The organism is Streptomyces sp. NPDC043746, assembly GCF_056436485.1.
Map to the genome: position 1 here is coordinate 286,739 of NZ_JBWKCM010000005.1, position 25,465 is coordinate 312,203.

Sequence of the window (25,465 nt, forward strand, 5' to 3'; positions counted from 1 at the left end):
AAGGCCCGTATGACCACCGCCGCGCCGGACCCGAAGTACGCCGTCGGCTCCCTCGTCCACGCCCGGGGCCGTGAATGGGTGGTGCTGCCGGACTCCACCGAGGACCTCCTCGTGCTGCGCCCGCTCGGCGGCGCCGACGTCGACATCGCGGGGGTGCTGCCCGGCCTGGAGACCGTGGTGCCCGCCACGTTCGCCCCGCCCACGCCCGGTGATCTCGGCGACCAGCACACCGCCGGTCTGCTGCGCACCGCCCTGCGGATCGGCTTCCGGGCCGGGGCCGGCCCCTTCCGGTCCCTCGCCTCGATCGCCGTGGATCCGCGCCCGTACCAGCTGGTGCCGCTGATGATGGCGCTGCGCCAGGACACGGTGAGGCTGCTGATCGCCGACGACGTGGGCATCGGCAAGACCGTCGAGGCCGGTCTCATCGCGGCCGAACTGCTCGCCCAGGGCGACGCCCGCGGCCTGGTCGTGCTGTGTTCCCCGGCGCTCGCCGAGCAGTGGCGGGCCGAGCTGCGGGGCAAGTTCGGTATCGACGCGCGCCTGGTGCTGCCCGCCACGATCGGCCGGCTGGAGCGCGAGACGCCGTACGGGCAGTCGGTGTTCCGCCCGGACGGCGCCTACGTCGTGTCGACGGACTTCATCAAGTCGCCCCGTCACCGCGAGGACTTCCTGCGCCACTGTCCCGACCTGGTGATCGTCGACGAGGCGCACACCTGTGTGGCGGACTCCACGGCGCAGGTCTCGGCGCGCACCTCGCAGCAGCGGTACGGACTGCTGCGCGCGCTCGCCGACAACCCTGACCGCCATCTCCTCCTGGTCACCGCGACCCCGCACAGCGGCAAGGAGGAACCCTTCCGAAGGCTGCTCGGGCTCCTCGACGCCCGCCTCGCCACCGTGGGCTTCGAGTCCCGGGCGGGCCGTGAGCTGCTGGCCCAGTTCTTCGTGCAGCGCCGCCGCGCCGACATCCGCGAGGACTTCCAGGACGGCGCGCACTTCCCCTCCGGCCGGGACAGCGCCGAGGTCTCCTACACCCTGCACCGCGACTACCGCGCCCTGCTCGCCGAGGTCCTCGCATACGCCCGCGAGACGGTGCGCTCCGCCGACGGGGCACTGCAGCAGCGGCAGCGCTGGTGGTCGACGCTGGCATTGCTGCGCACCCTGTCCTCCTCGCCCGCCGCCGCCGTACGGTCGTTGCACACCAGGGCCGGCGTCCAGGAGGCGGACACCCCCGACGAGGCGGACCGCACCGGGCAGGTGACTGTCTCGGATCCGGCGGACACCGACAGCGCGCAGTCCGCGGACGAGGTACCGGGCAGCCTGCTGCCCACCGCCACGTCCACGTCCGAAGAGACCGGCCCCGACGATCTCGACGCTGAGGAGAAGGCCCGCCTCGTCGCCATGGCCGAGGCCGCGGGCAGGCTCGCCGGCCCCACCCGCGACACCAAGCTGAAGAAGCTGGTGGCGACGGTCACCGACCTCCTCGACTCCGGCTACCGGCCGATCGTGTTCTGCCGCTACATCGCCACCTCCGACTACGTCGCCGAGCACCTGAAGAAGGTGGTCAACAAGAGGGGCACCGAGCACCCGGTGGCGGTCGCCTCCGTCACCGGCGAGCTCTCGCCCGACATGCGCCTGAACCGGATCGCCGAACTCACCGGCACGGACGAGAACGGCGAGCCGGCCCCCGAGCGGCGCGTCCTGGTGGCCACCGACTGCCTGTCCGAGGGCGTCAACCTCCAGGAGTCCTTCGACGCCGTCATCCACTACGACCTGGCCTGGAACCCGACCCGCCACGAACAGCGCGAAGGCCGGGTCGACCGCTTCGGGCAGCGCACCGACACCGTGAAGGCCCTCACCCTGTACGGGGCGGACAACCCGGTCGACGACATCGTCCTGAAGGTGCTGCTGCGCAAGCACGAGCGCATCCGCCGAGCCACCGGCATCTCCGTCCCGGTGCCGCAGCAGGCGGAGAGCGCCATGCAGGCGGTCTTCGAACAGCTGATCCTGAACGTCGAGACCCCCTCCTTCGAGCAGGAGGGCCTGTTCGAGCGCGAACAGCTGCCCGCCGCCGAACAGTTGGAGCTCGCCTGGGAATCTTCCGCCGAGCGGGAGAAGGCGTCCCGGTCCCTCTACGCCCAGAACCGGATCAAGAAGGAGGACGTGGCCGCCGAGGTCGCCGAGATCCGTGCCGCGCTCGGCACCGGCGAGGAGGTCAGGGAGTTCACCCGTCGCGCGCTCGGCGCGCTGCGCGGGGCGCCCGCCGACCGCAAGCAGGGCGGGTTCACGGCGCACACCGACGCCCTTCCGCAGGGCCTGCGCGACGCCGTGACGGCGGCGCTCGGCCCCCGCCATCCGCGCCCGGTCGTCTTCCACGACGCGCCGAGTGCCCCGCGCGGCGAGGTGGCGCTCACCCGCACCGACCCGGTGGTGGCCGCGACCGCCCGCTTCGTCCTGGACACCGCCCTGGACGAGAAGTTCCCCGCCTGGCAGCGTCCGGCCCGCCGCTGCGGCGTGATCCGTACGAGCGCCGTACGACGGCCCACCACGATGCTCCTCGTACGGCACCGCTTCCAGCTGAGTCTGCCCACCCGCCACGGCGGCGTACGCACCCAACTCGCCGAGGACGCGCGGGTGGTTGCCTTCCACGGCAGACCCGAGGCGCCCCAGTGGCTGCCCGACGAGGAGGCGCTGGCGCTCCTGGAGGCCCGCGCCACCGGCAACTCCGATCCGGGCTTCGCCACCGACCACATCGCGTCGATCCTCGCCGCCCTCGACACCGGCCTCATGGACGAACTGCGGCTGCGCTCCAAGGCGGCCGCGAAGGAGCTGGAGGCCTCGCACCACCGGGTCCGCACCGCCGCCAGGGCCCGCCTCGCCGGTCTGAAGGCCGCCCCGCAGGGCGACCCGGACGTCCTCGGTGTCTTCCTCTACCGTCCGGCCGCCACGATCCAGCTGGGAGCCGACGTATGAGCACCGCGAGGACCCTGGTCACCGACACCGTCGCCACCGTCGGCGGACTGCTGCCGTACGACCTCCTCGTCCGCATCAAGGAGGGCAAGGAGCAGTCCGGCGCGAAGCCCGCCGACTACCGGCTGTTCGCCAAGGGCGAGTCCGTACGGGACGCCGCCGAGCGCTCCTGGGGCTACCTGTGCGGCGTGTGGGCCGCCTACCAGGACGCCCTCGCCCGTGACGGAGCGGACGACGATCCCGGTGTGCACGCGGTGGGGCTCACCACTGAACGCTGGCTGCTGCCCCTGTTCGAGCAGCTCGGCTTCGGCGCGCTGTCCGCCGTGCCGGAGCCCGGCCTCCCCGCCCACGATGAGACGAAGAACTTCCCGGTCAGCCACACGTGGGCGCATGTACCCGTGCACCTCACCGGCTGGAACGTCCCGCTGGACACCCGCACCCCCCAAGTGGCGCCGCAGGCAACGCAGTCCATGGTCCAGGAGTACCTCAACCGCTCCGGCGACAAGGCCCTGTGGGGTGTCCTGTCCAACGGCCGCCAGCTGCGGCTGCTGCGCGAGTCCGCGTCGCTGACCGGCGCCGCGTTCATCGAGTTCGACCTCCAGGCGATCTTCGAGGGCAAACGCTCCGACGACTTCGTCCTCCTGTGGCGCCTGCTCCACCGCACCCGCTTCGAGGGCGACCCCGCCGCGTCCTGCCCGCTGGAGAAGTGGCGCACCGAGGCCATCGACTCCGGCACCCGTGCCCTCAAGGAGCTCCGCAAGGGCGTCGAGAAGGCCCTCACGGTGATCGGCTCCGGGCTCATCGCCCACCCCGACAACGCGGAGCTGCGCGAGGCCCTGCGCACCCGAGCCCTCACCGTCCGCGACCTCCACCCCGCCCTGCTGCGGCTCGTCTACCGGCTGCTCTTCCTCTTCGTCACCGAGGACCGCGGCCTGCTCCTCCACCCGGACGCCGACGACGTAGCGCGCGACCGTTACGAGAAGTACTTCTCCACGGGCCGCCTGCGCCGCCTCGCCCGCCGCCCCGGCAGCCCGCACGGCGACCAGTGGGAAGCCCTCACCCTCGTCATCGAAGGCCTCGGTAAACCCGGCGGGCGTCCCGAACTGGGCCTGCCCGCACTCGGCGGCCTCTTCGAACCCACCCCGGTGGACGGGAGACTGGAGGGTCTCGCCCTCACCAACGAGTCCCTGTACGAGGCGGTGCGCGCCCTCGCCGTCATCTTCGACGCCAAGCTCGGCCGCCCCCGCAAGGTCGACTACCGGCACCTGGGCGCGGACGAACTCGGCTCGGTCTACGAGTCGTTGCTCGAACTCGAACCCCGCCAGGACGACGACGGCTCCTACGTCCTGACGAAGCTGGACGGTAACGACCGCAAGACCTCCGGCTCCTACTACACGCCCTCGCCGCTCATCGACGGCCTCCTGGACTCGGCCCTCGACCCCGTCATCGAACGGGCCGTCCGCTCGGGCACGACGAAGGAGGAGCGCAAGGCGGCGCTGCTCGCCCTGACCGTGTGCGACCCGGCCTGCGGCAGCGGCCACTTCCTGGTCGCGGCGGCCCGCCGCATCGCCCGCCGGCTCGCGGAGATCGAGACCGACGATCCGGAGCCGACCGCCGAGGCCGTCCGCGACGCCCTGCGCGAGGTCGTCTCCCGCTGCGTGTACGGCGTCGACCTCAACCCGATGGCCGTGGAACTCGCCAAGGTCTCCCTGTGGATCGAGGCCATGAAGCCGGGCCGCCCGCTCACGTTCCTCGACGCGCACATCAAGCACGGCAACGGACTGCTCGGCACGACACCGAAGCTCCTCGCGGGCGGTCTGCCCGACGAGGCGTTCAAGGTCCTCGAAGGTGACGAGTCCAAGGCCGTCAGAAACCTGAAGGCCCGCAACGCGAGCGAGCGGGAGCGGTGGCTGGCGGCACTGCGACACCACGCGAGCCAGGACGCCCTGTTCTCGGAGCAGCACGCGCTGGAGATCTCCAACGCGGCGATCACCAGCGCGACGTCGGACATCACGGACGCACCGTCGGAGGAGCTGGAGGACGTCCGGAACCAGGCCCGCGCGTACCACGAGCTCACCACCTCCAAGGACTACCTGCGGGCCCTGGAGCTCGCCGACGCGTGGTGCGCGGCGTTCGTCTGGGAGAAGACCGAGCGGACCGACGGCACGAAGCGGACGGACGAGACGTTTCCGCCCGCGCTCACCACGGACTCCCTGCTCGCGCTGCACTCCTCCGACGGGGGCGCGAGCCTGCCGGCGGGCACGGTGGAGAAGGTGGCGCGCCTGCGCGAGGAGTACCACTTCTTCCACTGGCACCTGGAGTTCCCGGAGGTGTTCCGGGTGCCGGCCGATCCGGATGCGGCGGGAGTGGACGAACGGACCGGGTGGAGGGGCGGGTTCAGCTGTGTGCTGGGGAATCCGCCGTGGGAGCGGGTCAAGCTCCAGGAGCAGGAGTTCTTCGCCACCCGTGACGCGTCGGTGGCGAACGCCGCGAACAAGGCGGCCCGTGAGCGCCGGATCGCCGCGCTGGCCGCCAGTGAGGAGGAGGCCGACCGGGCCCTGCACGCCGAGTTCATCGCCGCGCGCCGCCTCTCCGAGGGCGTCAGCCACCTGCTGCGCGGCTCGGGCCGCTTCCCGCTCGCCGGGCGCGGCGACGTCAACACGTACGCGGTCTTCGCCGAGGCCGCCTCGCTCGGCATCGCGCCCACCGGGCGCTTCGGCCTCGTCCTGCCGACCGGCATCGCCACCGACGCGACGACCGCGCCGTTCTTCTCCGACCTGGTGCGCACCTCACGGCTCGCCTCCTTCCTGGACTTCGAGAACGAGGCGTTCATCCTCAGCCGGGACGTGCACCACTCGGTCCGGTTCTCGCTGCTCACCGTCACCGGCCGGGGCGAGCGGGTGGATTCGGCGTCCTTCGCGTTCGGCACCCGTTACATGGAAGACCTCGACGAGCGCCGCTTCGCGATGCCGCCCGAGGAGATCCTCCTGGTCAACCCCAACACCGGCACGCTGCCGGTGTTCCGCACGCGCAGGGACGCGGAGATCACGCTGGGGATCTACCGGCGCGTCCCGGTCCTCAGACGAGAACCGGACGCGGAGGGCAAGGGCGGCACGGACCCGTGGGGTCTGACCTTCATGACCATGTTCCACATGTCCAACGACTCGCATCTGTTCCGCGGCAAGGCGGAGCTGGAGGGCGAGGGCTGGAAGCTGAAGGGCAACATCTTCACGCACCCCTCCGACGGGCGGCGCTATCTGCCGTTGTACGAGGCGAAGATGCTGCACCACTTCGACCACCGGCTGGGTACGTACGAGGGACAGACGCAGGCGCAGGCCAATGTGGGGACGCTGCCGAGGGTGACGCCGGAGCAGCATGACGATCCGGAGTTCGCGCCGCTGCCTCGGTACTGGGTGCCGGAGTTCGACGTGGACTCGGGGAAGCGGGACAAGAAGGGCAACCGGATCATGTGGCCGGGGGTGGCTTCTCGGCTGGGTGAGCGGGAGTGGTGGAACGGGTGGTTGATGGGGTGGCGGGACGTCGCTCGCTCAACGGACACGCGAACTGTGATCAGTACGCCTCTTCCCGCGTACGGTGTCGGCCACAAGTTCCCGCTGATGTTTGTCCAGGGCGGGGCTGCGGCGTTGAGTGGGATTCTGGCGTCGTACGTCTTCGATTACGTAGCACGCCAGAAGGTCGCCGGAACGTCGATGACCTATGGCTACGTGATGCAGTTTCCTGTTCCAGCGCCGGACGTCGACCTTCCGTTCACCGCTGCGAATGGGAGGAACCTGGCGGAGTGGATCACACTCCGAGTGTTGGAACTGTCCTACACGTCACAGGACATGGCGTCCTTCGCCAGGAGTCATGGGGACGAAGGAGCCCCGTTCCGCTGGAACGCGGAACGCCGTGAGCTGTTGCGTGCGGAGCTGGACGCCGCGCTGTCCCACACCTACGGGCTCAGCCACGCTGACGTGGACTACGTGATGGAGACATTCCCCACGGTCAAGAAGAGGGAGGAGACTCTGTGCGGCGCCTACCGCACCAAGGACCTCATCCTCGACATCTACGACCGCATGGCAGAGGCCCGCGAGACCGGCAGCGTGTACCAGACCGTGCTGGATCCGCCGCCGGGCAAGGGCCCCCGTCACGAGGGCTGAGCCGGGAAGTCCCAGGCGGGGCCGGTCAGCTGGACCGGTTCCGCCCGACCTCGGCAACGAATCCGGCCCACGTTCCACGCGTGAACGCGAGCTGCGGGCCGCCGCGCTCTTTGGAGTCCCTTACGCGGACGGCGGTCTTGGTGGCGGCGACCTCGACGCACTCGCCACCCTCGTTGCCGCTGTAACTGCTCTTGAACCAAGCAAGCCGCGCGGGTTCCGCAGTGTTCATCGTTCCCCCAGCAAGTTCTCGATCAGGGTGAGGGACTCACGCATGGTGAGTGCCTGCGCCCTGATGCTGCCGTACCGTGCGGCAAGGATACGGACTTCCTCCGGGGCCGAGATCAACCGGCTGGAATTCTGCGCCTCGGTGTATCCCAACTGCGCTTTTCCCTTGGGCGTGAGCAGTACGAACGCGCCGCCCATCCCCGCGTGCTCGCTGCGATCGGTCGGCATAACTTGCAGTTCGACATTGCGCAGTCGGCCGAGTTTAAGCAGTTGCTCCAACTGCTCCCTGTGGACTTCTCGTCCGCCAAGAGATCGCCGCATCACGGTCTCCTCGACGACGGCGGTGATCATGGGCGGAGGCCAGCTGGTCAGGATCTCCTGACGGCCCATCCGAGAGATCACCCGCTGCTCGATCGTCTCCTCGTCCAGGAGCGGCTTGCGCATCTCGTACAAGGCACGGGTCCGCCGCTCGGTTTGCAACAGGCCCGGAACGTCATGGTTGTTGTAGAAGTTGATCTCTACCGCGTCCGGCTCCAACCGTGCGTAATCCCGAAGCCACTCCGGATGCCGCACCCTCCGCCGTGCCTTCGCCCGCTCCACATCCTCCCCGAGAAGTGCCAACGACCCACCGCACCCCAGCAGTTCGTCGACCGTCACCAGAAAATCCGGCTGCGGAGTCCGCCGCCCCCGCTCGATCGACGAGATCTGTTCCTCGCCGTATCCGACCGCCTGCCCGAGCTCCCGCTGGCTCATCCCGGCCCCTTCCCGAGCCGCCTTGATCATGCGGCCGATGGCGCGGAACAGGTCCGCGACCTCCTCCGAGCCCGCCGGGGTCCCCGGCGCCCGCGTCACCCCGTACCGCTGCCATCGCGCACCACCCGTCCGTCCCGGCCCGCCCGACCGGATCGCCGTACTTTCCACCTGACCGGCTGCCTGCCGATCTCCTGCTCACCGACCGCCCGCAGCGCAGGTCGCGGGCGGACACCCGGACAACATCCGCACAAGTCCGGCCGCCCACCCGGACAGCCTGCCCGCACCGCTGGACAGTCACTCTCCGTACCGTGCCGGACACTCCCCGCGGTAGATCGGGAACGTCACCCTCGGTGAAGTGAATCAGGAATCCGGGACCGTGATCCCTCAACCGGACGTGCACGCAGGTCACGTGAGCCTCAGAACTCTCTTCGCCACCACGCGACACGGCGCACACGCCGTCCGCCACACCGCCGAGCGCTGGCTCGCGGCGCAAATCTGTCGTCCGACGACCTCGCCGCCACGGCTGCCCTCCTCATCGCCGAACTCACGGTGAACGCCGCTCTGCACGGCCGGGTACGCGGTCGCGCGGCCCGCCTCGACGTCCGCCTGGACGCGGGCGAATTGCGGGTCGAGGTCACCGACGCCCGCGGCGACCGGTGGCCGACACCGCAACACCCCGACAGCGGCGGGGAATCGGGGCGCGGCCTGCTCCTCGTCGAGACCCTCGCCGACGAGTGGGGCGTACGCCCGCACCGCCCCGGCGGCAAGACGGTGTGGGTCGTGTGCCGCCGGTGAAATGCGGCGGTCGGGTCAGAAGCGGAACCCGAACAGTCCGCCTTCGTCGTAGGCGTCGGTCAGGCGTGGCTCGATGAGATAGGGGGAGGGGTCGAAGCCGCCCAGGCGGGCGCGTTCGAGCTTGTCCGAGTTGAACGTCACGATGTACTGGAGGCCTTCTTCCTCGGCGACCTCGGATGCCAGCGTCAGCGCCTCGGTCACCTGGCGGTCGTCCACCCCGTCGAAGAGATGGCTGTCATGGACCAGGAAGTCGGGTCCGCGGTCGTGGCGGTGGGCGATCACCGCGGCCGTGAGATCGAGGCAGAAGATCACCATCTTGTTGATGCCGACGCTGCCCTGACTGTCGACATGGGCGGAGATCTCCAGGCTGCTGGTACCGGCCCTGATGGTGAGGTAGGCCTGTCGGTCCTGCCCGTAGAGGCGGCGGGCGAAGCGGGCGAAGAGCCAGGTGGCCTCCCGGGTCTGCTCGCCCCGTTCCTCCAGGTCGAGTTCCAGTTCTTCCTGGAGTTCGACGCGCTGCGCCGTGATCTCCCGCTGGCTGGCCTCCACGAACTGCGCCGTCTCAAGCTGCTTGCGCAGGGCTTCCAGCGCCGCCTGCTTCTGGGCGAGCAATTGCTGGAGTGCCGTGAGGCCGTCGAGGGCGCCTCCGTCGCGCAGCGCGCTCAGGGTCTCGGTGAGCTCCTCGCCGAGACGGGCGCGCTCGTGTTCGCGTGCCGCGAGTCTGGCCTGCGTCTCCTCGATCTCGTCGGCGAGGTAGCGGCGGCGGTTGCGGACGATGGAGGCGTGGAAGCCGCGTACGTCCTCGAAGGACCGGTGCACTCGGTCCGGGAGGACGACTCCCAGCTCCCGGTAGACGGCGTCCAGGTATGCCGTGTCGGGCTCGTTGGCCTCGTCCACCGCGCGCCGCAGTTCTGCCAGGTTCCGCCGGTCGATGACATCCTGCTCCGGCAGTGAGCGGACCTTCCTGTCCAACTCGTCGGCCCGCAGCTGCAGTTCCTCGTACGCCGGCAGCACGCGGAAGGCGGCGATCTGCTCGCTGAGTCGCTTCACGTCCTCTTCGGCGACGATGATCCGGCCGCGCAGGTCCGCCGTCGTACCGACGACCTGGTGCCAGGACGGATCGTTCATCGCCGACCGCAGCTGCCTTCGGGTCGCCTCCCGCGCGGCGAGCTCGCGGTAGTCGGCGGCGAGCCGCCAGTCCAGGCCGAGGAGATAGGCGAGGTTGGCCGCGGCCTCGGCGGTGGGCTGCTGCGGATAGGTCCGCACCGGGTCGTTGAAGGCGTGCGATCCGACGCGGCGTACGAGGAGGGACAGCAGGGCGCGCCCCGAGATGCCGGGGTGGTCGGCGGGCAGCCGGAAGAGGTCCGCCTCTATGCGTGTCCTCCACTCCGTCACCGGCATCTCACGGGTGTGGCTGATCTCGAAGAGCCCTGCGGACTCACCCTCGGTGCCACCCGGGGCATCGGTCAGAACGATGCCTTGCTGGGCCCCGCGCCTGCTCACCCGTACCGGCTCCTCGCGTCCGGGCCAGTCCAGGGTCAGCGTGAAGAGCGTGTGCCGAAGCCGGGGGCGGGTGGGCAGGGTGCCCTTGCCGGCCTGAGAGCCCAGGGCGAAGTGCAGCAGCTCGACCAGGCTGGATTTGCCGGTGCCGTTGCGGCTGTCCGTTCGCGTCGCCCCGGGGTGCGCCTCGGCGACCAGAAGGTTGAGGCCGCGCCGGAACTCGACGGCACGGAACCGGGGGTCGTCAGCGCTCAGACGACGCAGCATCGTCCCTCCTTCTGATCGGCGAATCGGCTCGCCTTCTCGTCAGCAGATCGTCGCGGAATTCGATCACACCGAGCGCGTACAGCACATCGAGCCCGAGGACGAACCACTGGAAGGAGACCGGAGAGTGGTGGCCGAGCCGGATCCGTTCGGCGCGGAACCTCGACCAGGTCTGGGTAACGGTCAGCGGCATGTCGAGAACCCGCAGAATCTGGGCGCCGACGGCCAGCAGAGAGCGGTCCGGGGAGATACCCTTCGTCGGAGTGATCACGCGGCGCTCCGGTCCGCCGGGCCCGGGACCCAGCCGTCGGGCGGCACGTCGAAGACGTCGCACCGCTGGAAGAAGTGGGCGATGACGATCCAGGCGCAGTACATCGAGTTCAGGCTCGGCGCGGCGTTCCCGAGGATGTACTCCTGCAGCGCGGCCCACAGCTTGTCCTGGTCGTCGGTGCCGGCCCGGACCTGGTCGTAGTACACCCGGAAGCCCTGGGCGACCCGGTCCGCCTCGTCTGGTGCGCCGAGCCCGGCGTAGTACCCCTCGACGAGGTGGCTGTGCCCGATCCCCTGGATCAGCGCGCCGCGGACGTCACCGGTCAGGCCGTTCCACTCGATCTTGTACTTGTTGACCTCAGGGATGACGGCGAGCGGTTCCGCCGTGCGTCGCTGCTCACCGAGCCGGGCGAGCAGCGCCTCGAGATCGCTGAGTCCGATGCCGTATGTCCTGTCCTGGACCGGCAGTTCACGGCCGAGCAGCTCCTCCGTGGCGATCCTGTCGAGCCGCATGACGTCGTTCCACAGCCGGTGCCAGCCGTAGTGCTCCACCCGGCGCGGGCGCAGCTTCTCCTGCGCCTCGGACATCATCACGCTCAACTCCGGGTGCACGCCCTTGAGATCGTTGACCGCGAAGCGGAACGTGTCGAAGGCGCCGGGCCGTTTGGCGAGCGCCTTGTCCAGGTCGCTGCTGAACTTGCGCTTGACCCGGCCGATGTCGTCGGTCTGCGGCGAGTAGCACGCCCAGAGCACCCGGTCCCACAGGAGGAGCCCGTCGGCACCGAGGTCGCCGAGATTTCCGTGGGTGCGTACGGGCACGAAGTCGGGGTGCCGCAGGCTCAGCAGATGGTGGATCAGCTGCTCGAAGCTCTCGCCCGGCATGTCGGTGAGCTGCTGGCGCAGGGTGAGCTGCGCGAGCATGCGCTGAGTGAAGTCCACGTGGTCGATCCCCCGTCGAAGTCGTCAGGCTCTGCCACGAAGAGCACTCAAGGAAGTGCCGTCGTCCGTGTGCCAGGCGTCCCAGCCGTTGGCCTTGGCGCCGGTCACCGCCTCGCATGCGCCGGACGGCGATGCGCAGATCCGGCCGTCCTCCAGGCGAAGGCTTCCCTCGGCGGTGACGTGCGCGCGGTGCTCCTGCCCGAGGTTGCGGCGGCGCCAGGTCAATCGCTGCCCCGGTTGCAGCAGACCTGCGGCGAGCAGCTTGGCGAGCGCGCCTGGTTGGACCATCGCCTCGTCCAGGCCGAGCAGACGTCGCAGCACACTGTTGGGTGTGTCGATCAGCGGCTTGGCCTCGCGCTGCAGGCGCGCGAAGACTTCGGCGTCAACGGTGATGTGGTGCTCGGGCACCGGGACTCCCTTTCTTCGGGTAATTTTTTCTCCTTGTGTCATGAGGAGAAAAAAAGTAACCGACCTCACGACTCGTCGTCAAGTCCGATTTCGCGGGGTGGGTCGTTGCCGGAGTGTTGTTCGACTGTAAACTCAGTCAATTGGCTGCTACTGGGTGGGGGAAGGGGCGAGGAAGTGCCGCAGATCGCGATCACCAACACCTTCTGGGAGGGTGTGGACCGGCTCGACAAGCCGTCTCGCGCCCGCGTCCACAAGGCGATGGCGAAGTTCCAGCAGCTGACAGTCCATCAGTTGCATGCGGACAAGGGTCTGCATCTGGAATCCGTGGTCGGTTCCCGCGATCCGCGCATGCGCACCATCCGGGTCGACGACGGACAGCGCATCGTGCTGCTCGCGCCCGACGACGGCAGTGACGTGTTCGTCTTCGTCCATGTGGTCTCGCACGACAAGGCGTACTCCTGGGCCAAGCGGCGGCTGTACTCCGTCAACGCGGTCACCCGCTGTCTCGAAGTGCGTGACCTCACCGCCATGGAGCAGATCACCCCGCACTTTGCCGAGGAGGCCGAGGCCGCGCCGAAGCTCTTGTTCGCCGACTGGTCGGACACCGTGCTGCGGCACCTCGGCGTCGACGACGTCACGCTGCGTGCCGCCCGCGTCATCACCGGCAAGGCGCAGTTGGAGGCGTTCGGGTCGCTGATGCCCGAGGACCAGTTCGAGGCGCTGTGGCTGCTCGCGGAAGGATTCGCCCCCGACGACATCTACCGTGACCTCGTCGCGGCGCGGCAGGCGGTCGTCGGCGACGGGTCCGAGGAGATGCAGGGCGAGTTGGCCGCCGCCGTCAGTCGTACCCGCAGCCGGATCGCTCTTGTCACCGGGCCCGAGGAACTCGCCGGCATCCTCGCCAAGCCCTTCGACGCGTGGCGGATCTTCCTCCACCCGACCCAGCGGCGGGTGGCCTACCGGCCCGCGTACACGGGGCCCGCCCAGGTCACCGGCGGCCCCGGCACCGGCAAGACCGTGGTCGCCCTGCACCGGGTCAAGCATCTGCTCGGGCGCTCACCCGACGCTCGCGTCCTGCTGACCACGTACACCAGTGCGCTCGCCCGCTCGCTGCGCTCCGGCCTCGCCCTGCTCCTCGACCACGACCGGGCGCTCCTCGACCGGGTCACCGTCACCACGGTCGACGCCACCGCGCACCGCATCGTGCGGGAGATGCACGGGAACCCGGGGAGCGTCCTCGGGGACAAGGACGAGCGGCGGCGCTGGCAGCGTCTGGCCCGCAGGCTCGAACTGCCGTGGAGCGACGCCTTCCTGGCCCAGGAGTACCGGCATGTGCTGCTCGCCCAGGACCTGCGCACCCGCGAGGAGTACGAGAAGTGTCTTCGGCGTGGGCGCGGCAGCAAACTGGCGGCCGGGCAGCGTCCGCGGCTCTGGCAGGCCATGGCGCAGTTCGAGGAGGAGCTCGCCCGCGACCGTGCCTGCACCTGGCTGCAGCTGTGCGCCAAGGCCGCCCGGCTGCTGAAGGAGAGGCCGGGTGAGGGCCCCTCGTACGACCACGTGGTGGTGGACGAGGCGCAGGACCTGCACCCCGCCCAGTGGCGGCTGCTGCGGGCCCTGGTGCCCGAAGGGCCCGACGACTTGTTCCTCACCGGCGACCCGCACCAGCGGATCTACGACTCCCGGGTCTCGCTGCGCTCGCTCGGTATCTCCGTCGCGGGGCGTGGCGCGCGGCTGCGCCTCAACTACCGCTCCACGGAGGAGATCCTGCGCTGGTCGCGGGCGCTGCTCGACGGGGAGCCCGTGGCGGACCTGACCGGTGACGCGCCGGATTCGCTCTCCGGTTACCGGTCCCTTCTGCACGGGGAGCGGCCCTTGTGCGAGGGGCACGGGACCGAGGCGGCCGAAGCTGATGCCGTCGTGCGCAGGGTAGGTGCGTGGGTGGCGGCCGGGGTCGCGCCGTCCGAGATCGCGGTGTGTGCCCGGTTCCACACGCAGACCGCGCGGATCGGCGACCGACTGGCTCGGGCGGGACTGCCCGTGGTGCGGGTCAAGGACGGGGAGTCCGATGACGCGGCCGGGGTGCGGGTGTCGAGTCTGCACAGTTTGAAGGGCCTTGAATTCCGCTGTGTGGCCGTGGCCGGGGTGACCGCGTCGGCGTTCCCGTTCTCGCCGGCGGTGACGCCGGCCGACGTCGATCCCCTGCAGAACGCGACGGACCTCGCCGCGGAACGGTGCCTGCTGTTCGTGGCGAGCACCCGGGCGAGAGAGGCGCTGTACATGTCGTACAGCGGGCGGCCGAGCATCTTCCTCGACGGGGTGAGATAGCGGGAGAGGCGATACGTGCGGTCGGCCTGTGAACAATGTCAATGCTCGCGTCTTGCCGTAGTAGTCTGCCGGACGCGCGGGAGGGGAAAGTGGCTTGAACACGCGCCCGTAGGTGGGGGAGTGTCCGCAGTCATTGAGAAACGTCCAGGGAGTCCAGATGTCCACGCCCGGTGCCGTACCTGTGTCTTTGGCGGAAATCGCTCGTCTCGCGGGCGTCGGGCGTGCAGCCGTCAGCAACTGGCGGCGGCGTCATCCGTCGTTCCCCGCCCGGATCGCCGGCACGGACGTCAACCCCCAGTTTTCCCTCACCGACGTCGAGAACTGGCTGCGCGACAACAAGAAGCTCAAGAAGTCCGCCGAGCGCGAATGGCTCTGGCCCCGCTTCGAGGCGCTCGGCGGACGCGACGAGACAGGGGCGGCGGTCGCGGAGGTGGGCAGGAGGCTCGCCGGCCGGGGTGCGGCAGGCGAGTCCGCGTTCCCTGAAGAGGTGGCGGCGCTGATCGAGCGGGCCGTGGATCTCGGGAGGCGCGAGGGAGGCCCGGAGACCTTCGCCTTCCTGCTGCGCCGCTGGCTGGATGTCCATGTACGCCAGATCGCCACGACCCCCGAGCCGCTGGCCGCGCTCATGGCGGAGCTCGCCGCCCGCGTCGCGGCTGTCGACGGCGGCCTCACGGTGATGGACCCCGCCTGCGGCACCGGCCACCTCCTGATGGCCGCGACCGAAGTGGTCAAGGGGGCAGGCGGTGGGTCACCGGTCCTGCTGGGCGGCGACCGTGATCCCGTACTCGCGGCCCTCGCTGAAGTCCGCCTGCGCCTCGCCGAGGACGCATCGGAGACAGAGCCGGCGCGTATCGACGTACGGGAAGGGGACTCTCTGCGCGACGACCTGTTCGCCGGCGTCCCCGCCGACATCATCCTGTGCAACCCGCCGTTCAACGAACGGGACTGGGGATACGAGGAGTTGGCCACGGACGCTCGCTGGAGCCACGGGCTGCCGCCGCGTACCGAACCCGAACTCGCCTGGGTCCAGCACTGCCTGGCCGGGCTGCGACCCGGCGGCGCGGCCGTGCTGCTGTTGCCCCCCGCCGTGGCGGCGCGAAAAGCGGGTCGACGCATCCGCGGATCGCTGCTGCGCACCGGCCAGCTGAAGGCTGTCGTGGCGCTGCCGCCGGGCTGCGCCGCGCCGCACAGCGTCTCCCTGCACCTGTGGGTGCTGCGGGCGCCCGTACCAGGTGAGAAGCCACATACGGGAGGCCACCTGCTGGTGGCCGACGGCGTGTCCCGCTTTCCCCGGGACCAGGGCCGTGAGTGGGCCCCCGACTGGATTGCGATCGGCGACTTCGTGCGTGAGGCCGTCGGGCGGACGGATCCGGCCGAGGTCTCTCCCTTCGTACGGCTTGTACCCGTCATCGAGCTCCTCGACGACGAGGTCGACCTCACTCCGGGACGCCACATCACCCCGTCCCCGGCGGACACCGCGCCCCGACTGGCCGCATCCTGGCGGGAGTTCAAGGACCTGACTGCCAGGGTGTCCAAGTCGGCCCGGCTGCTCGCGGCGCTCGAGCTGACCTCTGCCGCACAGGACCCGCCGACGGCGACCACCGTCGCCGAGCTGGCGCGGGCGGGGGCGCTCACCCTGCGCGGCGGCCAGCAGCCACCGGAGGTGGCGGTCCGCACCGGGGCGCCGTCCGCCGAGGACATTCCGCTCCTGACGGTCCCCGATCTGCTGTCGGGCGGTGAACCCAGGGGGTATCTCGCCGTCGACGACCCCGCGGTGCGCGAGGCCGTGATCGCCGAGCCCGGGGACATCGTGGTCGTGGGGGTGGCGCGGACGTTCTCCGCCTGGGTCCACGAAGGGCCGCCGACCGCCCTGGGTCCCCAACTGCACGCCGTGCGAGTGCAGCCCGAGCAGCTCGACGCCTGGTTCCTCGCCGGTTCGCTGCGCGCTCCGGCCAACGTCCGGCAGGCCGGGACGCACGCGACGAGCTCCTCCCGCATCGACGTCCGGCGCCTCCAGGTCCGCCAGGTGCCGCTCCGCGAACAGCGGCGCTACGGCGAGGCGTTCCGCGAGCTCGCCGCCTTCGAACAACTGGCGCGGCGCACCGCCGACCTCGGTGCCGACCTCGTCCACAGCCTCGGCGACGAACTGGCGGCCGGGCGGCTGGCGGGCGAGGTGTAGAACGCCCGAGAGGTGCAGGCGCCGCGTGCGGCGAGACGAGGCGCATGACGTCGCTCTGCCGTGCGGTCAGGCCCCTGGCCCGCCCTGGTCGTGCGCATCCGCGAGCCGGGCGGAGAGCTGGACATCGACCTCGCACCGTACGGACTCGACCTGTACGGCGAGTTCGCCCGGCAGGCCCGCGGCCGTACGTCCCGCGGCGTCGACGGCGGCGACGGCGGCGTCCAGCTCACCGAAGGCGAGGCGGCATTCGGCCAGCCGCAGCCGCACCACCGCCCGCTCCGCCCGCTCGGCCGGACCGTCGCCGTGCAGGAGAGCGTTGTCGATGCCCTGGTAGAGACGGGCCGCGGAGCCGAAGTCCCCGGCCAGCCGGAGCCCGTCCGCCGCTCCCCGCCATACGCGGCGCACCAGCGGGCGGCGCGCTCCCCACTCCGCGCGCACCCGCTCCGCCAGTTCGCGCAGACGGCCGACCGCGTCCCCCGGTTCACCGGCGGCGATCTCCGACTCGGCCCGTGTGCAGAGGAGTTCCACCGTGCGGGCGTCCAGCCACTCCTCCTCGCCCGCCACCGGGGGCGCTACCGGTGGCGCGGCGGGAGCGCGGTGCGTGCGCGGAGCCCGGTCCTCGGGCTGGCGCAGCGGGGCCGTGGGGTCGGGGTGGGTGCGCGGTCGGGGTTCGGGGTCGCCGGGCTGGGGGCCGAGCGGGGCGAGGACCGCCAGGACCTCGTCGACGGGCGGACGCTGTCCGGGCTGCTTGGCGAGCATACGGATCACCAGGTCGTCGATCGCCTCGGGGATGCCCGCGGCGTACACACTCGGCGGCAGGGGATCCTCGTAGAGATGTCTCTCGGTCAGACCGGATTCCGCGCCGAGCGGGAATGGCGGGCGTCCGGTGAGTAGTTCGTAGAAGACGCAGCCGAAGCAGTACACGTCCGTACGCGCGGTCGGCTCGCGCTCCAGGAGCTGTTCGGGTGCCAGGTAGCCGCGGGTGCCCAGCGTGGAACCGTGCGCCGTGTACCGGGTGGCATCGGCCCGTAGCGGCTTGGCGATACCGAAGTCGATGAGGACGACCGCCCCTTCGTCGTCGATCATGATGTTGGGAGGCTTGAGGTCGCGGTGCACGACCGGCAACGTGTGTGCACAGGCGAGTGCGCCCGCCATCTGTACGGCGACGGCGATCGCCGACATCAGCGGCAGCGGTGTGTGCTCGTCGAGGAAGGTCCGCAGACTCACCCCGGTCACCAGGCGCATGGCGATGTACGGCACACCCCGGTGCGATCCGCTGCCGTACAGCTCCGTGATACCCGGGTGGTCGAGCGTGCCCAGCAGGGTGGCCTCGCGCCGGAACCGGGCGTTCCTGACGGCGAGTTCGGCCGCCCTCTCCTCCGGGTCCAGGGCGTACAGGGCCTCGGAGTCGTGGCGCAGGAACTTCACGGCGACCTCGCGCCCCGCGGCAGTCTCGGGAGCCTCGTGGCCCGGGGAGACCTCGCGGGCGCGCCAGACGTGGGCCATCCCGCCCTTGCCGAGCGACTCCGTCAACTCGTAGCGTCCGTCGATCAGATCGCCCGTGCCGGGCTTGTACATCTCCGCGTATGAATCCGCGTCCACGCCGCGCAGCTCCTTCGGCTCCCGCACCATTCAGCACACCAGCGTAGCGTGAAGTGACCCTCTCGCGAGATGTTCATGGACTCAGTTCACAGACGTATGTCATGCTGGTGTTGTGTCCGGGACTTCGTGTGAGGGTGTGCGAAGCCCGACGGTCCTGGACGCCTTCCTGCCCATGCCGCCCTTCACGGGGGTCACCATGCAGAATCCACCGGGCGTCACCGGAGACGACTGGCTGATCAGGGCGAGTCCCCGGATGGCCCGGCCCGACGCCGCGGCCTGTCCCACACACCGCCGCATCGCGATGCGGCCCCAGCTCGTGGCCGAACCGGCAGCGCCGTTCCTCTCCACGCCGTACGAGGAGTTCTCGTTCGCCCCGCTCTTCGCGGCGCTCGACCTCGTGGAGCATCACGGCTGGTCCGTCGAGCGGGTGCGTACGGAACTGCGCGGCACCCGCGGGCCGTTCCGTGGCCGGGGCGCGCCGGTCCACCCCGTCCATCTCGCGTGGACCGCCCACGCCCTGGAGCGGTACATCGCGGCCCGCGACCGGGAGCAGGCCGCCGCCGAGGAGTCGGGCCTGCCGCCGACCGCGGCGGTCAAGCTCTCGTGGACGTGGCGCACCCGCCGCACGGACGCCCCCGATGCGCGCGGTGCCCGGCAGTACGAGCACACCCTGTGGGGCCGCATGTACGCCTCCGCCGACGGGACGGTGCGCGATCTGTGGCTGCCCTCACTGGGCCGGGCCAAGAGCAGCCGCCCCGAGGCCGAACTCGGGGCCGTGGCACAGGTGATGGCGTACGGGGCACCCACGCCCCGGCGCAGGGCGCGTGACGAACCCCCGGCCGAGGCGACCGACACCACCCGCTCACCTGCCCTGGTGCGCGTCTTCGACGTGGGATGCGCCGACGGCTCGGTGGAACCGCTGCTAGGCGTGGCACCACGGTTCGGCGAAGGGCCCGGCGAGGCGAGGAAGCGGTTCCAGGGCGACACGGTGCCCGCGTTCCTCGTTGCAGCGACCGCGACCGGCACCCGCCCCGGCGAGAGCTGCGTGGACTGCAAGGCCATCGCCGGCTGTACGGACCTGAGGCGCACCCCGGGCCTGTGGGGCGGGCGGCCCCCGTCCTTCGCACGCAAGCGCCGCTCCGTCTCCGCCTGGGATCTGAGGCTGTACGCCGAATGCCCCGCCCAGTACCACCTGGTGCGACGCCTGCATCTCAACGATCTGTCCACCGAGAACGACGGAGCGCGGCGCGGCAGGGTCGTCGACTCCTGGCTGGACGCGCGACACGGCGAACGGCCGGTGCGCGGCTGCCGGGACCGCGCGGCACCCGATCCGGCCGCGCTGCGGTCCGAGACCGGTCTGGACGACGCCTCCGCGCGTGAGGCCGCCGGGATGCTGGCCGAGCACCGGCTGCTGTGCCCGCTCAACGGACTCGACGCCGACGAGCGTGTACTCGTACAGCACCGGGTCACGGCCTACGTGCCGGAGCTCGATGTCGTCGTCCTCGCCGTACCCGATCTGGTGTACACCCATCGCGGCCGGTGGGTCTGGCGCGAGACGAAGACGTCCGCCCGTCCGCTGTGGGACCGGGAGCCGCTGCTCCGCACGTACCCGCAACTGGCCCTCGGCGTCCTGTTGTTCCATGCGAGGGCGCTGGGCGACGACCCGCGCCGCTCCTGGGTCGAACTGGAGCATCTGCGCGAGGGCCACGGAGAGAGCAGGCTCGAACGCGTCGACCCTGGCCGCGCCGAGATCGTCGACGAGGCCCGGGACGTCATCGCCGGCCTCGCCCAGCCGCTCCTGGAGGACACCACGTACGAACCGAGGACTGGACGTCACTGCCACGGCTGCCAGGCACGGACCTGGTGCCGGCCCGGCACCGCCTACGTCACCGACCATCCGCTGCCGTACAGCGCCGACGTGCCCTCGCACGCGGGCGGCCCGAAGCCGAGCGTCCCACCCCAGTCGCGAGGAGGTGTTCCGGTCCATGACTGACCACCAGCCCACACCGGACTGGCTGTTCAACCCGGACGTCGTCCTGCTCCGGGACGTGGCCACCGCCGTCCTGCATCTGGCCGCCGTCGACGACCTCGACGCCTTCACCCTGCCCTACCCGCCCAGCGCGCAGCGCGCCCTGGACGCCCTGGTCCTCCAGTGCCTGCGCAACGAGGCCAAGCCCCCGGCCGGCGTCCCCGAGATGATGCGCTGGGCCCGCGCCCGGCCGCTCGGCAACTGGCCCCTCGACCAGCTGCCCCCCGACCTGTTCGACACCGCGGACCGGCTGATCGACGAGGACTCGGGGGAACCCGCACAGCTCTGCCACGAACTCGCCGTCCGCGGATACGGCGACAGCACCGGACGCCAGTACGACCGCATGGTCATCCACGAAGCCCTGCGGGCCTGCCGCGCCATGTCCTCGCCCGAGTCGTACACGGCCTTCCGCCGCCTCCTGGTCACCCGGCCGGTCCTCACCGAGGAGGAATGGGCCGAGGTCAGCTGCGACCTCTTCCTCGACCCGGTCCGGTTCCTCGTCGAGGAGATCTACGCCCCCGTCCCCGCCGGGTTCCGGCGGGACGGCTCCTACCTGTGCTGCCACCGTTGCCTGACCCTGCTGCATCCGGTCTCCGACACCGAGTGGTGGTGCGAGCGGGACCAGTGCCGACACCGGGGTCCCGCGCCGCACGGCCGGGAACTCGTGGCGGCACAGGTAGGAGAAGTGCGCCAACTGCGCAAACCGCTGCGGCTGTCCGTCACCGGGCCAGGACAGGCGGAGATCTCCCTGGAGAGCGAGCTGCGGGCGCTGGGGCTCACCGTCGAGATGTGGCCCAACTTCGACTCGTACGACGTGCGTGTCACGTTCCCCGACGGCCACGTGTGGGCCGTGGACGTCAAGGACTGGGCGCATCCCGCCTTCCTCGGCCGGAGCGCGACCGCGGTGCGCGCCGAACCTCCCTACGACGAAGCCTGCTGGGTCGTCCCGGAATTCAGGGTCCGCACACGCCGCGACTACCTCGACAGCTATGCCAGGGAGCGGGGCGCTCATGCGGGTGGACTGCGGCTGCTGACGGACAGGCAGCTGGTGCGGGCCGCACGGCTGCGTCTGGCAGGTGACCGCGGGCCGGACACCTTCATCGGCCCGCTTCCCACCGGAGCGGGCGAACCGTCAGGTCCCGGTCGGCGAGCCACCGGGAACCGCCCCGCGGACAACACGACACCGGCCGAGGACGCCGGGCAGGACGGAGTGGACTATGCGTGACCGCAGCAATTGGTACCAGCCGGTCGTGGCCGCGTTGGGGCCCTGGCCCGAAGAGCACGCCAGGACCCGGCCCGCCCTGCTGTGCCAGGTCGAACTCGCCCTGCGGCTGATGGAGACCGTGGCGCCCGGCCACGCCGCCGACGGCGCGTGGACACTCCTGGGCGGCTATGGCCTCGCCTTCGCACGCGCCGCGAAGCTGTCCGTCGCCGAGGCGGAACAGGTCGCGCTCGCTGCGGCCCGGCACCTGCTCTGGCCGATGCGCCGTGCGCGGATGTGGCACCAGTCCCTGGATGCCTACCTGCGACTGCCGGAGAGACTGCGCGCGTACCGTGTCCCGGCGGAGGGGGAACCGGCGTACCGGCTTCCCCTCGTGGTCGCCGCCGACCGCTTCGCCGCGTACGACGAAGCGCTCGCGCACCTGCCCGGATTCGCCGTCAAGCCGCTGGAGCAGGCGGTGGCGGGCGAGTACCGCTTCATGGACCGCCGCCACCGGCGCACTTCCGTCACCATCCCGGCCGACCTGGTACGAGACCCCCTCCCGGGGCACCCCCTCACCACTGCACGCCCCGCCACTGCGGGCCCGCTGGACGTACCACTCGGCGAACTCGCCGACGTGGCGCGCTGGATGGACGAGGAGGAGCGGCGTCTCGGCCGAAAGGCGGGCAACTGGGCCCAGCGCCTCCACGACCTCGACCTCGACACCCGCACCCCGGACGGGACCGCCTTCGCGCCGGCGTCCGCGCTGCCGCTCGACCGGCTCACCCACCTTGTCGGCATGGTCGGCGCCGGCAAGTCGACCCTGATGACTCTGCTCGCGGTCTGGGCGCACCACAACGACCTGCGCATCACACTCGTCGTCGGTGACGTGGCCGAGCAGCTCACCCTGACCGAACTCTTCCGCGGTCTCGGTCTGAAGGCCGCCTTGATCCAGGGCGGCACCACGCGGCCTCAGCACACCCAGAGGCTGCACCGCAGGCTCGCCGCGCGCGGAGCGCACTCACTCCTCGCCCACACCGACGCGGCCTTCAGACACCTCAGCACCGCCTGCCCGCTGGACGCGCTGCGCGCCCTCGACACATCGGAGCCGCTGCGCTACAACGACGCACCGTGCGGCGGCCTGCACCCCGTGCGGCCGGCCGCCGACTCCGGCGACGCTCAGGAGTCGGCGGCCGAACACGCCGTACGCGAACTCGAACGCGCCCGTGGCGCCGCCGGGAGCCAGCCCCCCGAGGACGACCGTGACGAAGAGGAGGAGTGGGGCACCCCGCATGCCTGCCCGTTGTGGAGCGCCTGCCCCCGCCACTCCGCCGCGCGTGACCTCGTGGACGCGCGGATCTGGGTGGCGAACCCCGCCAGTCTGGTCCAGACGGCCGTACCGCGCCAGCTCAACGCCGAACGTCTGCGCTACCTGGAACTGGCCTGCCTGCGCAGCGACATCGTGGTCGTCGACGAGGCCGACCGCGTACAGATGCAGCTGGACCAGATGTTCGCGCCGTCGGCCACTCTCGTCACCACCGGTGTCTCCGAATCCTGGCTCGACCAGTTGCAGACTCATGAGATCGCCGAACTCGCCCGGCAGGGACGACTGCAGCTCTCCGACCAGGACGTGGAACGGTGGTCCGCCGCTCTGGACATCGTCGGCTCCGCGGCGGACCGGCTGTTCGCCATGCTCATCGACGACGAAGGGCTGCGGAACTGGGCGCAGATCGACTACTTCAGCGCATGGACCCTTCAGGAGAAGCTGCTGAACGCCTGGTATCCGCTGACACCCGGTCGCTTCGTCCAGCGTCCCGACGGCACGGAGGCAGGGGACGTCGAAGACGAGAAGGCACTGTATGAGGACGAGGACGACAGCGGCGGCGAGGATCAGCCGGGAGCGTGCGGGGTCCCCGGACCGCAAGTGCCCTGGGCGCATCGCCGTAGCGAGATCACCGCGTTCTTCGACACCTTCCGGGACGATCCGCTCGGCGGGCGGGGCCCCTATCTGACGCCCGCCGACGAGCTCACCGCCCTCGCCCACGACGTCCTGCACACCCTCGACGAGAAGCGGACACGCGGCCGGGTCCGCGCGCTCCTCGACTCCTTCCTCGTCGGAGCGCCGGGTCCTCAGCAGCGCCCGCGGTCCACCGCCCGCCAGGGCAAGGAGCCGCCGAGCGAGGAGGTGCCTCTCACCGAGGAGTGGCGTGAACTGAATGCGAGACGACTGGAGTTCACCCTCGTGCTTGCCGCGTTGCACCAGCGCCTGGACCGGGTGACGTTCCTGTGGCCTCAGGTGGAGGCAGCGCTGCGGCTCGACGCGGCGAGCCACGAACTGACCCGCCGGCCACCCCTCGACTACGCGCCGCTCCTTCCCGAGGCACCCATGGGCAACGTCCTCGGCTTCCAGTATCTGATCGACGAACGGGCGGCCGCCCGCGACAGGGACGGCCGCCGCACCGGAACCCTGCGCTTCTTCCGCTGCGCGGGCGTGGGCCGGGAACTGCTCCTCGGCCTTCCCCAGCTCGGCGCCGATCCCGCCCGGGAGGAGGCCGGACCGCACGTGCTGCTGATGTCGGGCACCAGCTGGGCCGGCACGTCCACCCGTGCCCATGTCCTCGCTCCGGTCCGGGCGGTCCTCAAACCGCAGAGCAGGGCGCTGCGGTCCATCCGGGACACCGTGTTCCGCACCGAGTTCGTCCACGATGCGGCCGGCCAGCCGATCCGCCTTTCCGGACAGGACCCGGACAAACGCGAGGACGTCCTGCGTCTGATGATCGACCGGCTGGCCCGTCCCCGCAGGGACGGAACCACCTCCCCGCTGCAGAGCGAACTCGCCCAGATCCCCGACCAGCGCCGCAGGCGCGCCCTCCTTCTGGTCGGCAGCTACGCGGAGGCCGGGGTGGCCGCCGCGGCCCTGGACGAGATCCCGCGCTGGCGTGGTCGCGTACGTGTCCTGGCCGCCGACGACGCGGAACTGGAAGCGGCGGTCGACGGCGCGGCGTCGACGGGGAGCAGGACACGGACCACGGGGGCGGTGCGGCGCGGAGACCTCGCCTCTTTCGCTGAGGACCCGGACGCGGAACTCCTCGTCGCCCCCCTACTCGCCGTCGAGCGAGGGCACAACATTCTCACCACCCCCCAGCGCCCCGGCGAGGAGAGGGTGGCGGCGTTCGGGACGGTGTTCTTCCTGGTCCGCCCCCACCCTCGTCCCGATGACCTGTCCCTGGCGGTGTTCGCCATCAACGACTGGGCGAGCAGGTTCGTACGCGGTCGACTGACCAGCCCGGAGGGAACGTTCGGCGAGCTGGTGGCAGAGGCGGACGGTCTCGACGCGGCTGGCGGCACCTTCCGGACCGTCGCCCGCCGTGTCTGGCGGCATGTACTGTCCCGCCCCTACATCTACTCCGCGCTTCCCGACGACGAGAAGGAGTCCTTCGTCTGGGACCAGCTCGTCACCATCTGGCAGGTCATCGGCCGCCTCGTCCGCGGTGGCGTGCCGGCCCGCGTCGTTTTCGTCGACGCCGCCTTCGCACCACGGCTGGCGGCGGCACAGGCACCCGTCGCTGACAGGAGCGGGCGGTCCCGCACTAGCGACCCGGGACTCCTGGTACGCCTTCGGGACGTCCTCGCTCCGTACTTCACCGACACCGGCACGGAGAACACCACCGGCGGCACCGATCCCGACCCGGCCGACACCGAACTCGTCAAGCTGCTCTATCGGCCGTTGTACGAGGCGCTGTGCGGTCTGGATGCTGCGCCCGATGCGCGCGGCACCGACTGACCCACCGGGACCGCGCCACCTCCAAGGCCGTCGACGACACGGCGTGCGACCGACCCCGTACGAC

Annotated in this window: 15 protein-coding genes; 8 read left to right on the forward strand and 7 right to left on the reverse strand. The window is 70.8% G+C overall.

Features of this window, described 5'->3' with window-relative positions:
- Positions 1–9: 9 nt before the first annotated feature.
- Both AC0682_RS08460 and AC0682_RS08465 read left to right on the forward strand, forming a co-directional pair.
- Positions 10–2,970: a helicase-related protein gene (locus AC0682_RS08460; protein ID WP_478531696.1), complete on the forward strand. Its 2,961-nt coding sequence runs from the start codon at positions 10–12 to the stop codon at positions 2,968–2,970.
- Complete coding sequence (locus tag AC0682_RS08465; protein ID WP_478531697.1) at positions 2,967–7,127, forward strand: Eco57I restriction-modification methylase domain-containing protein; 4,161 nt, start codon at positions 2,967–2,969, stop codon at positions 7,125–7,127. The genes AC0682_RS08460 and AC0682_RS08465 overlap by 4 nt, the downstream gene beginning before the upstream one ends.
- A gap of 25 nt (positions 7,128–7,152) precedes the next feature.
- Here AC0682_RS08465 and AC0682_RS08470 read toward each other — a convergent pair whose 3' ends face one another.
- Together AC0682_RS08470 and AC0682_RS08475 are read right to left on the reverse strand one after the other, a co-directional pair.
- Complete coding sequence (locus AC0682_RS08470) at positions 7,153–7,356, reverse strand: DUF397 domain-containing protein (protein WP_478531698.1); 204 nt, start codon at positions 7,354–7,356, stop codon at positions 7,153–7,155.
- Positions 7,353–8,204, reverse strand: a complete 852-nt coding sequence (locus AC0682_RS08475) for a helix-turn-helix domain-containing protein (RefSeq protein ID WP_478531700.1) — start codon at positions 8,202–8,204, stop codon at positions 7,353–7,355. The genes AC0682_RS08470 and AC0682_RS08475 overlap by 4 nt, the downstream gene beginning before the upstream one ends.
- 435 nt (positions 8,205–8,639) lie before the next feature.
- Between AC0682_RS08475 and AC0682_RS08480 the strand changes: the two genes are divergently transcribed.
- Positions 8,640–8,900 (forward strand): ATP-binding protein, encoded by a 261-nt coding sequence (locus tag AC0682_RS08480; RefSeq protein WP_478531756.1) that lies wholly within the window; start codon positions 8,640–8,642, stop codon positions 8,898–8,900.
- Positions 8,901–8,915: 15 nt separating this feature from the next.
- On the opposite strand, the gene AC0682_RS08485 is transcribed toward AC0682_RS08480, so the two are convergent.
- Genes AC0682_RS08485 through AC0682_RS08500 form a run of 4 tightly spaced genes read right to left on the reverse strand, consistent with a single transcriptional unit; the run spans position 8,916 to position 12,281 of the window.
- A complete protein-coding gene (locus tag AC0682_RS08485) occupies positions 8,916–10,667 on the reverse strand; it encodes an ABC-three component system protein (protein WP_478531701.1) in 1,752 nt (583 codons plus the stop codon).
- Positions 10,645–10,935 carry an ABC-three component system middle component 6 gene (locus tag AC0682_RS08490; protein ID WP_282699382.1) on the reverse strand — a complete coding sequence of 97 codons (291 nt, stop codon included), beginning with the start codon at positions 10,933–10,935 and terminating at the stop codon, positions 10,645–10,647. Before AC0682_RS08490 ends, AC0682_RS08485 begins: the two co-directional genes overlap by 23 nt.
- Entirely contained in the window at positions 10,932–11,873 is a 942-nt protein-coding gene (locus AC0682_RS08495) for an ABC-three component system protein (RefSeq protein WP_478531703.1), read from the reverse strand. The genes AC0682_RS08490 and AC0682_RS08495 overlap by 4 nt, the downstream gene beginning before the upstream one ends.
- A gap of 24 nt (positions 11,874–11,897) precedes the next feature.
- Positions 11,898–12,281 (reverse strand): DUF4357 domain-containing protein, encoded by a 384-nt coding sequence (locus tag AC0682_RS08500; RefSeq protein WP_478531704.1) that lies wholly within the window; start codon positions 12,279–12,281, stop codon positions 11,898–11,900.
- Between the two features lie 174 nt (positions 12,282–12,455).
- Between AC0682_RS08500 and AC0682_RS08505 the strand changes: the two genes are divergently transcribed.
- Both AC0682_RS08505 and AC0682_RS08510 read left to right on the forward strand, forming a co-directional pair.
- Positions 12,456–14,606 carry a UvrD-helicase domain-containing protein gene (locus tag AC0682_RS08505; RefSeq protein ID WP_478531705.1) on the forward strand — a complete coding sequence of 717 codons (2,151 nt, stop codon included), beginning with the start codon at positions 12,456–12,458 and terminating at the stop codon, positions 14,604–14,606.
- A gap of 157 nt (positions 14,607–14,763) precedes the next feature.
- Positions 14,764–16,785, forward strand: a complete 2,022-nt coding sequence (locus tag AC0682_RS08510) for an HsdM family class I SAM-dependent methyltransferase (protein ID WP_478531706.1) — start codon at positions 14,764–14,766, stop codon at positions 16,783–16,785.
- Between the two features lie 66 nt (positions 16,786–16,851).
- Here the strand turns inward: AC0682_RS08510 and AC0682_RS08515 are convergent, their stop codons facing one another.
- Entirely contained in the window at positions 16,852–18,417 is a 1,566-nt protein-coding gene (locus AC0682_RS08515; RefSeq protein ID WP_478531708.1) for a serine/threonine-protein kinase, read from the reverse strand.
- A gap of 106 nt (positions 18,418–18,523) precedes the next feature.
- Between AC0682_RS08515 and AC0682_RS08520 the strand changes: the two genes are divergently transcribed.
- Genes AC0682_RS08520 through AC0682_RS08530 form a run of 3 tightly spaced genes read left to right on the forward strand, consistent with a single transcriptional unit; the run spans position 18,524 to position 25,401 of the window.
- Positions 18,524–20,380, forward strand: coding sequence for a PD-(D/E)XK nuclease family protein (locus tag AC0682_RS08520; protein WP_478531709.1), 1,857 nt, complete (start codon positions 18,524–18,526; stop codon positions 20,378–20,380).
- Complete coding sequence (locus AC0682_RS08525) at positions 20,373–21,641, forward strand: pPIWI_RE_Y domain-containing protein (RefSeq protein WP_478531711.1); 1,269 nt, start codon at positions 20,373–20,375, stop codon at positions 21,639–21,641. Before AC0682_RS08520 ends, AC0682_RS08525 begins: the two co-directional genes overlap by 8 nt.
- On the forward strand, positions 21,634–25,401 hold the full coding sequence (locus tag AC0682_RS08530) for a pPIWI_RE_Z domain-containing protein (RefSeq protein ID WP_478531713.1): 3,768 nt from the start codon (positions 21,634–21,636) through the stop codon (positions 25,399–25,401). The genes AC0682_RS08525 and AC0682_RS08530 overlap by 8 nt, the downstream gene beginning before the upstream one ends.
- Positions 25,402–25,465: the final 64 nt, after the last annotated feature.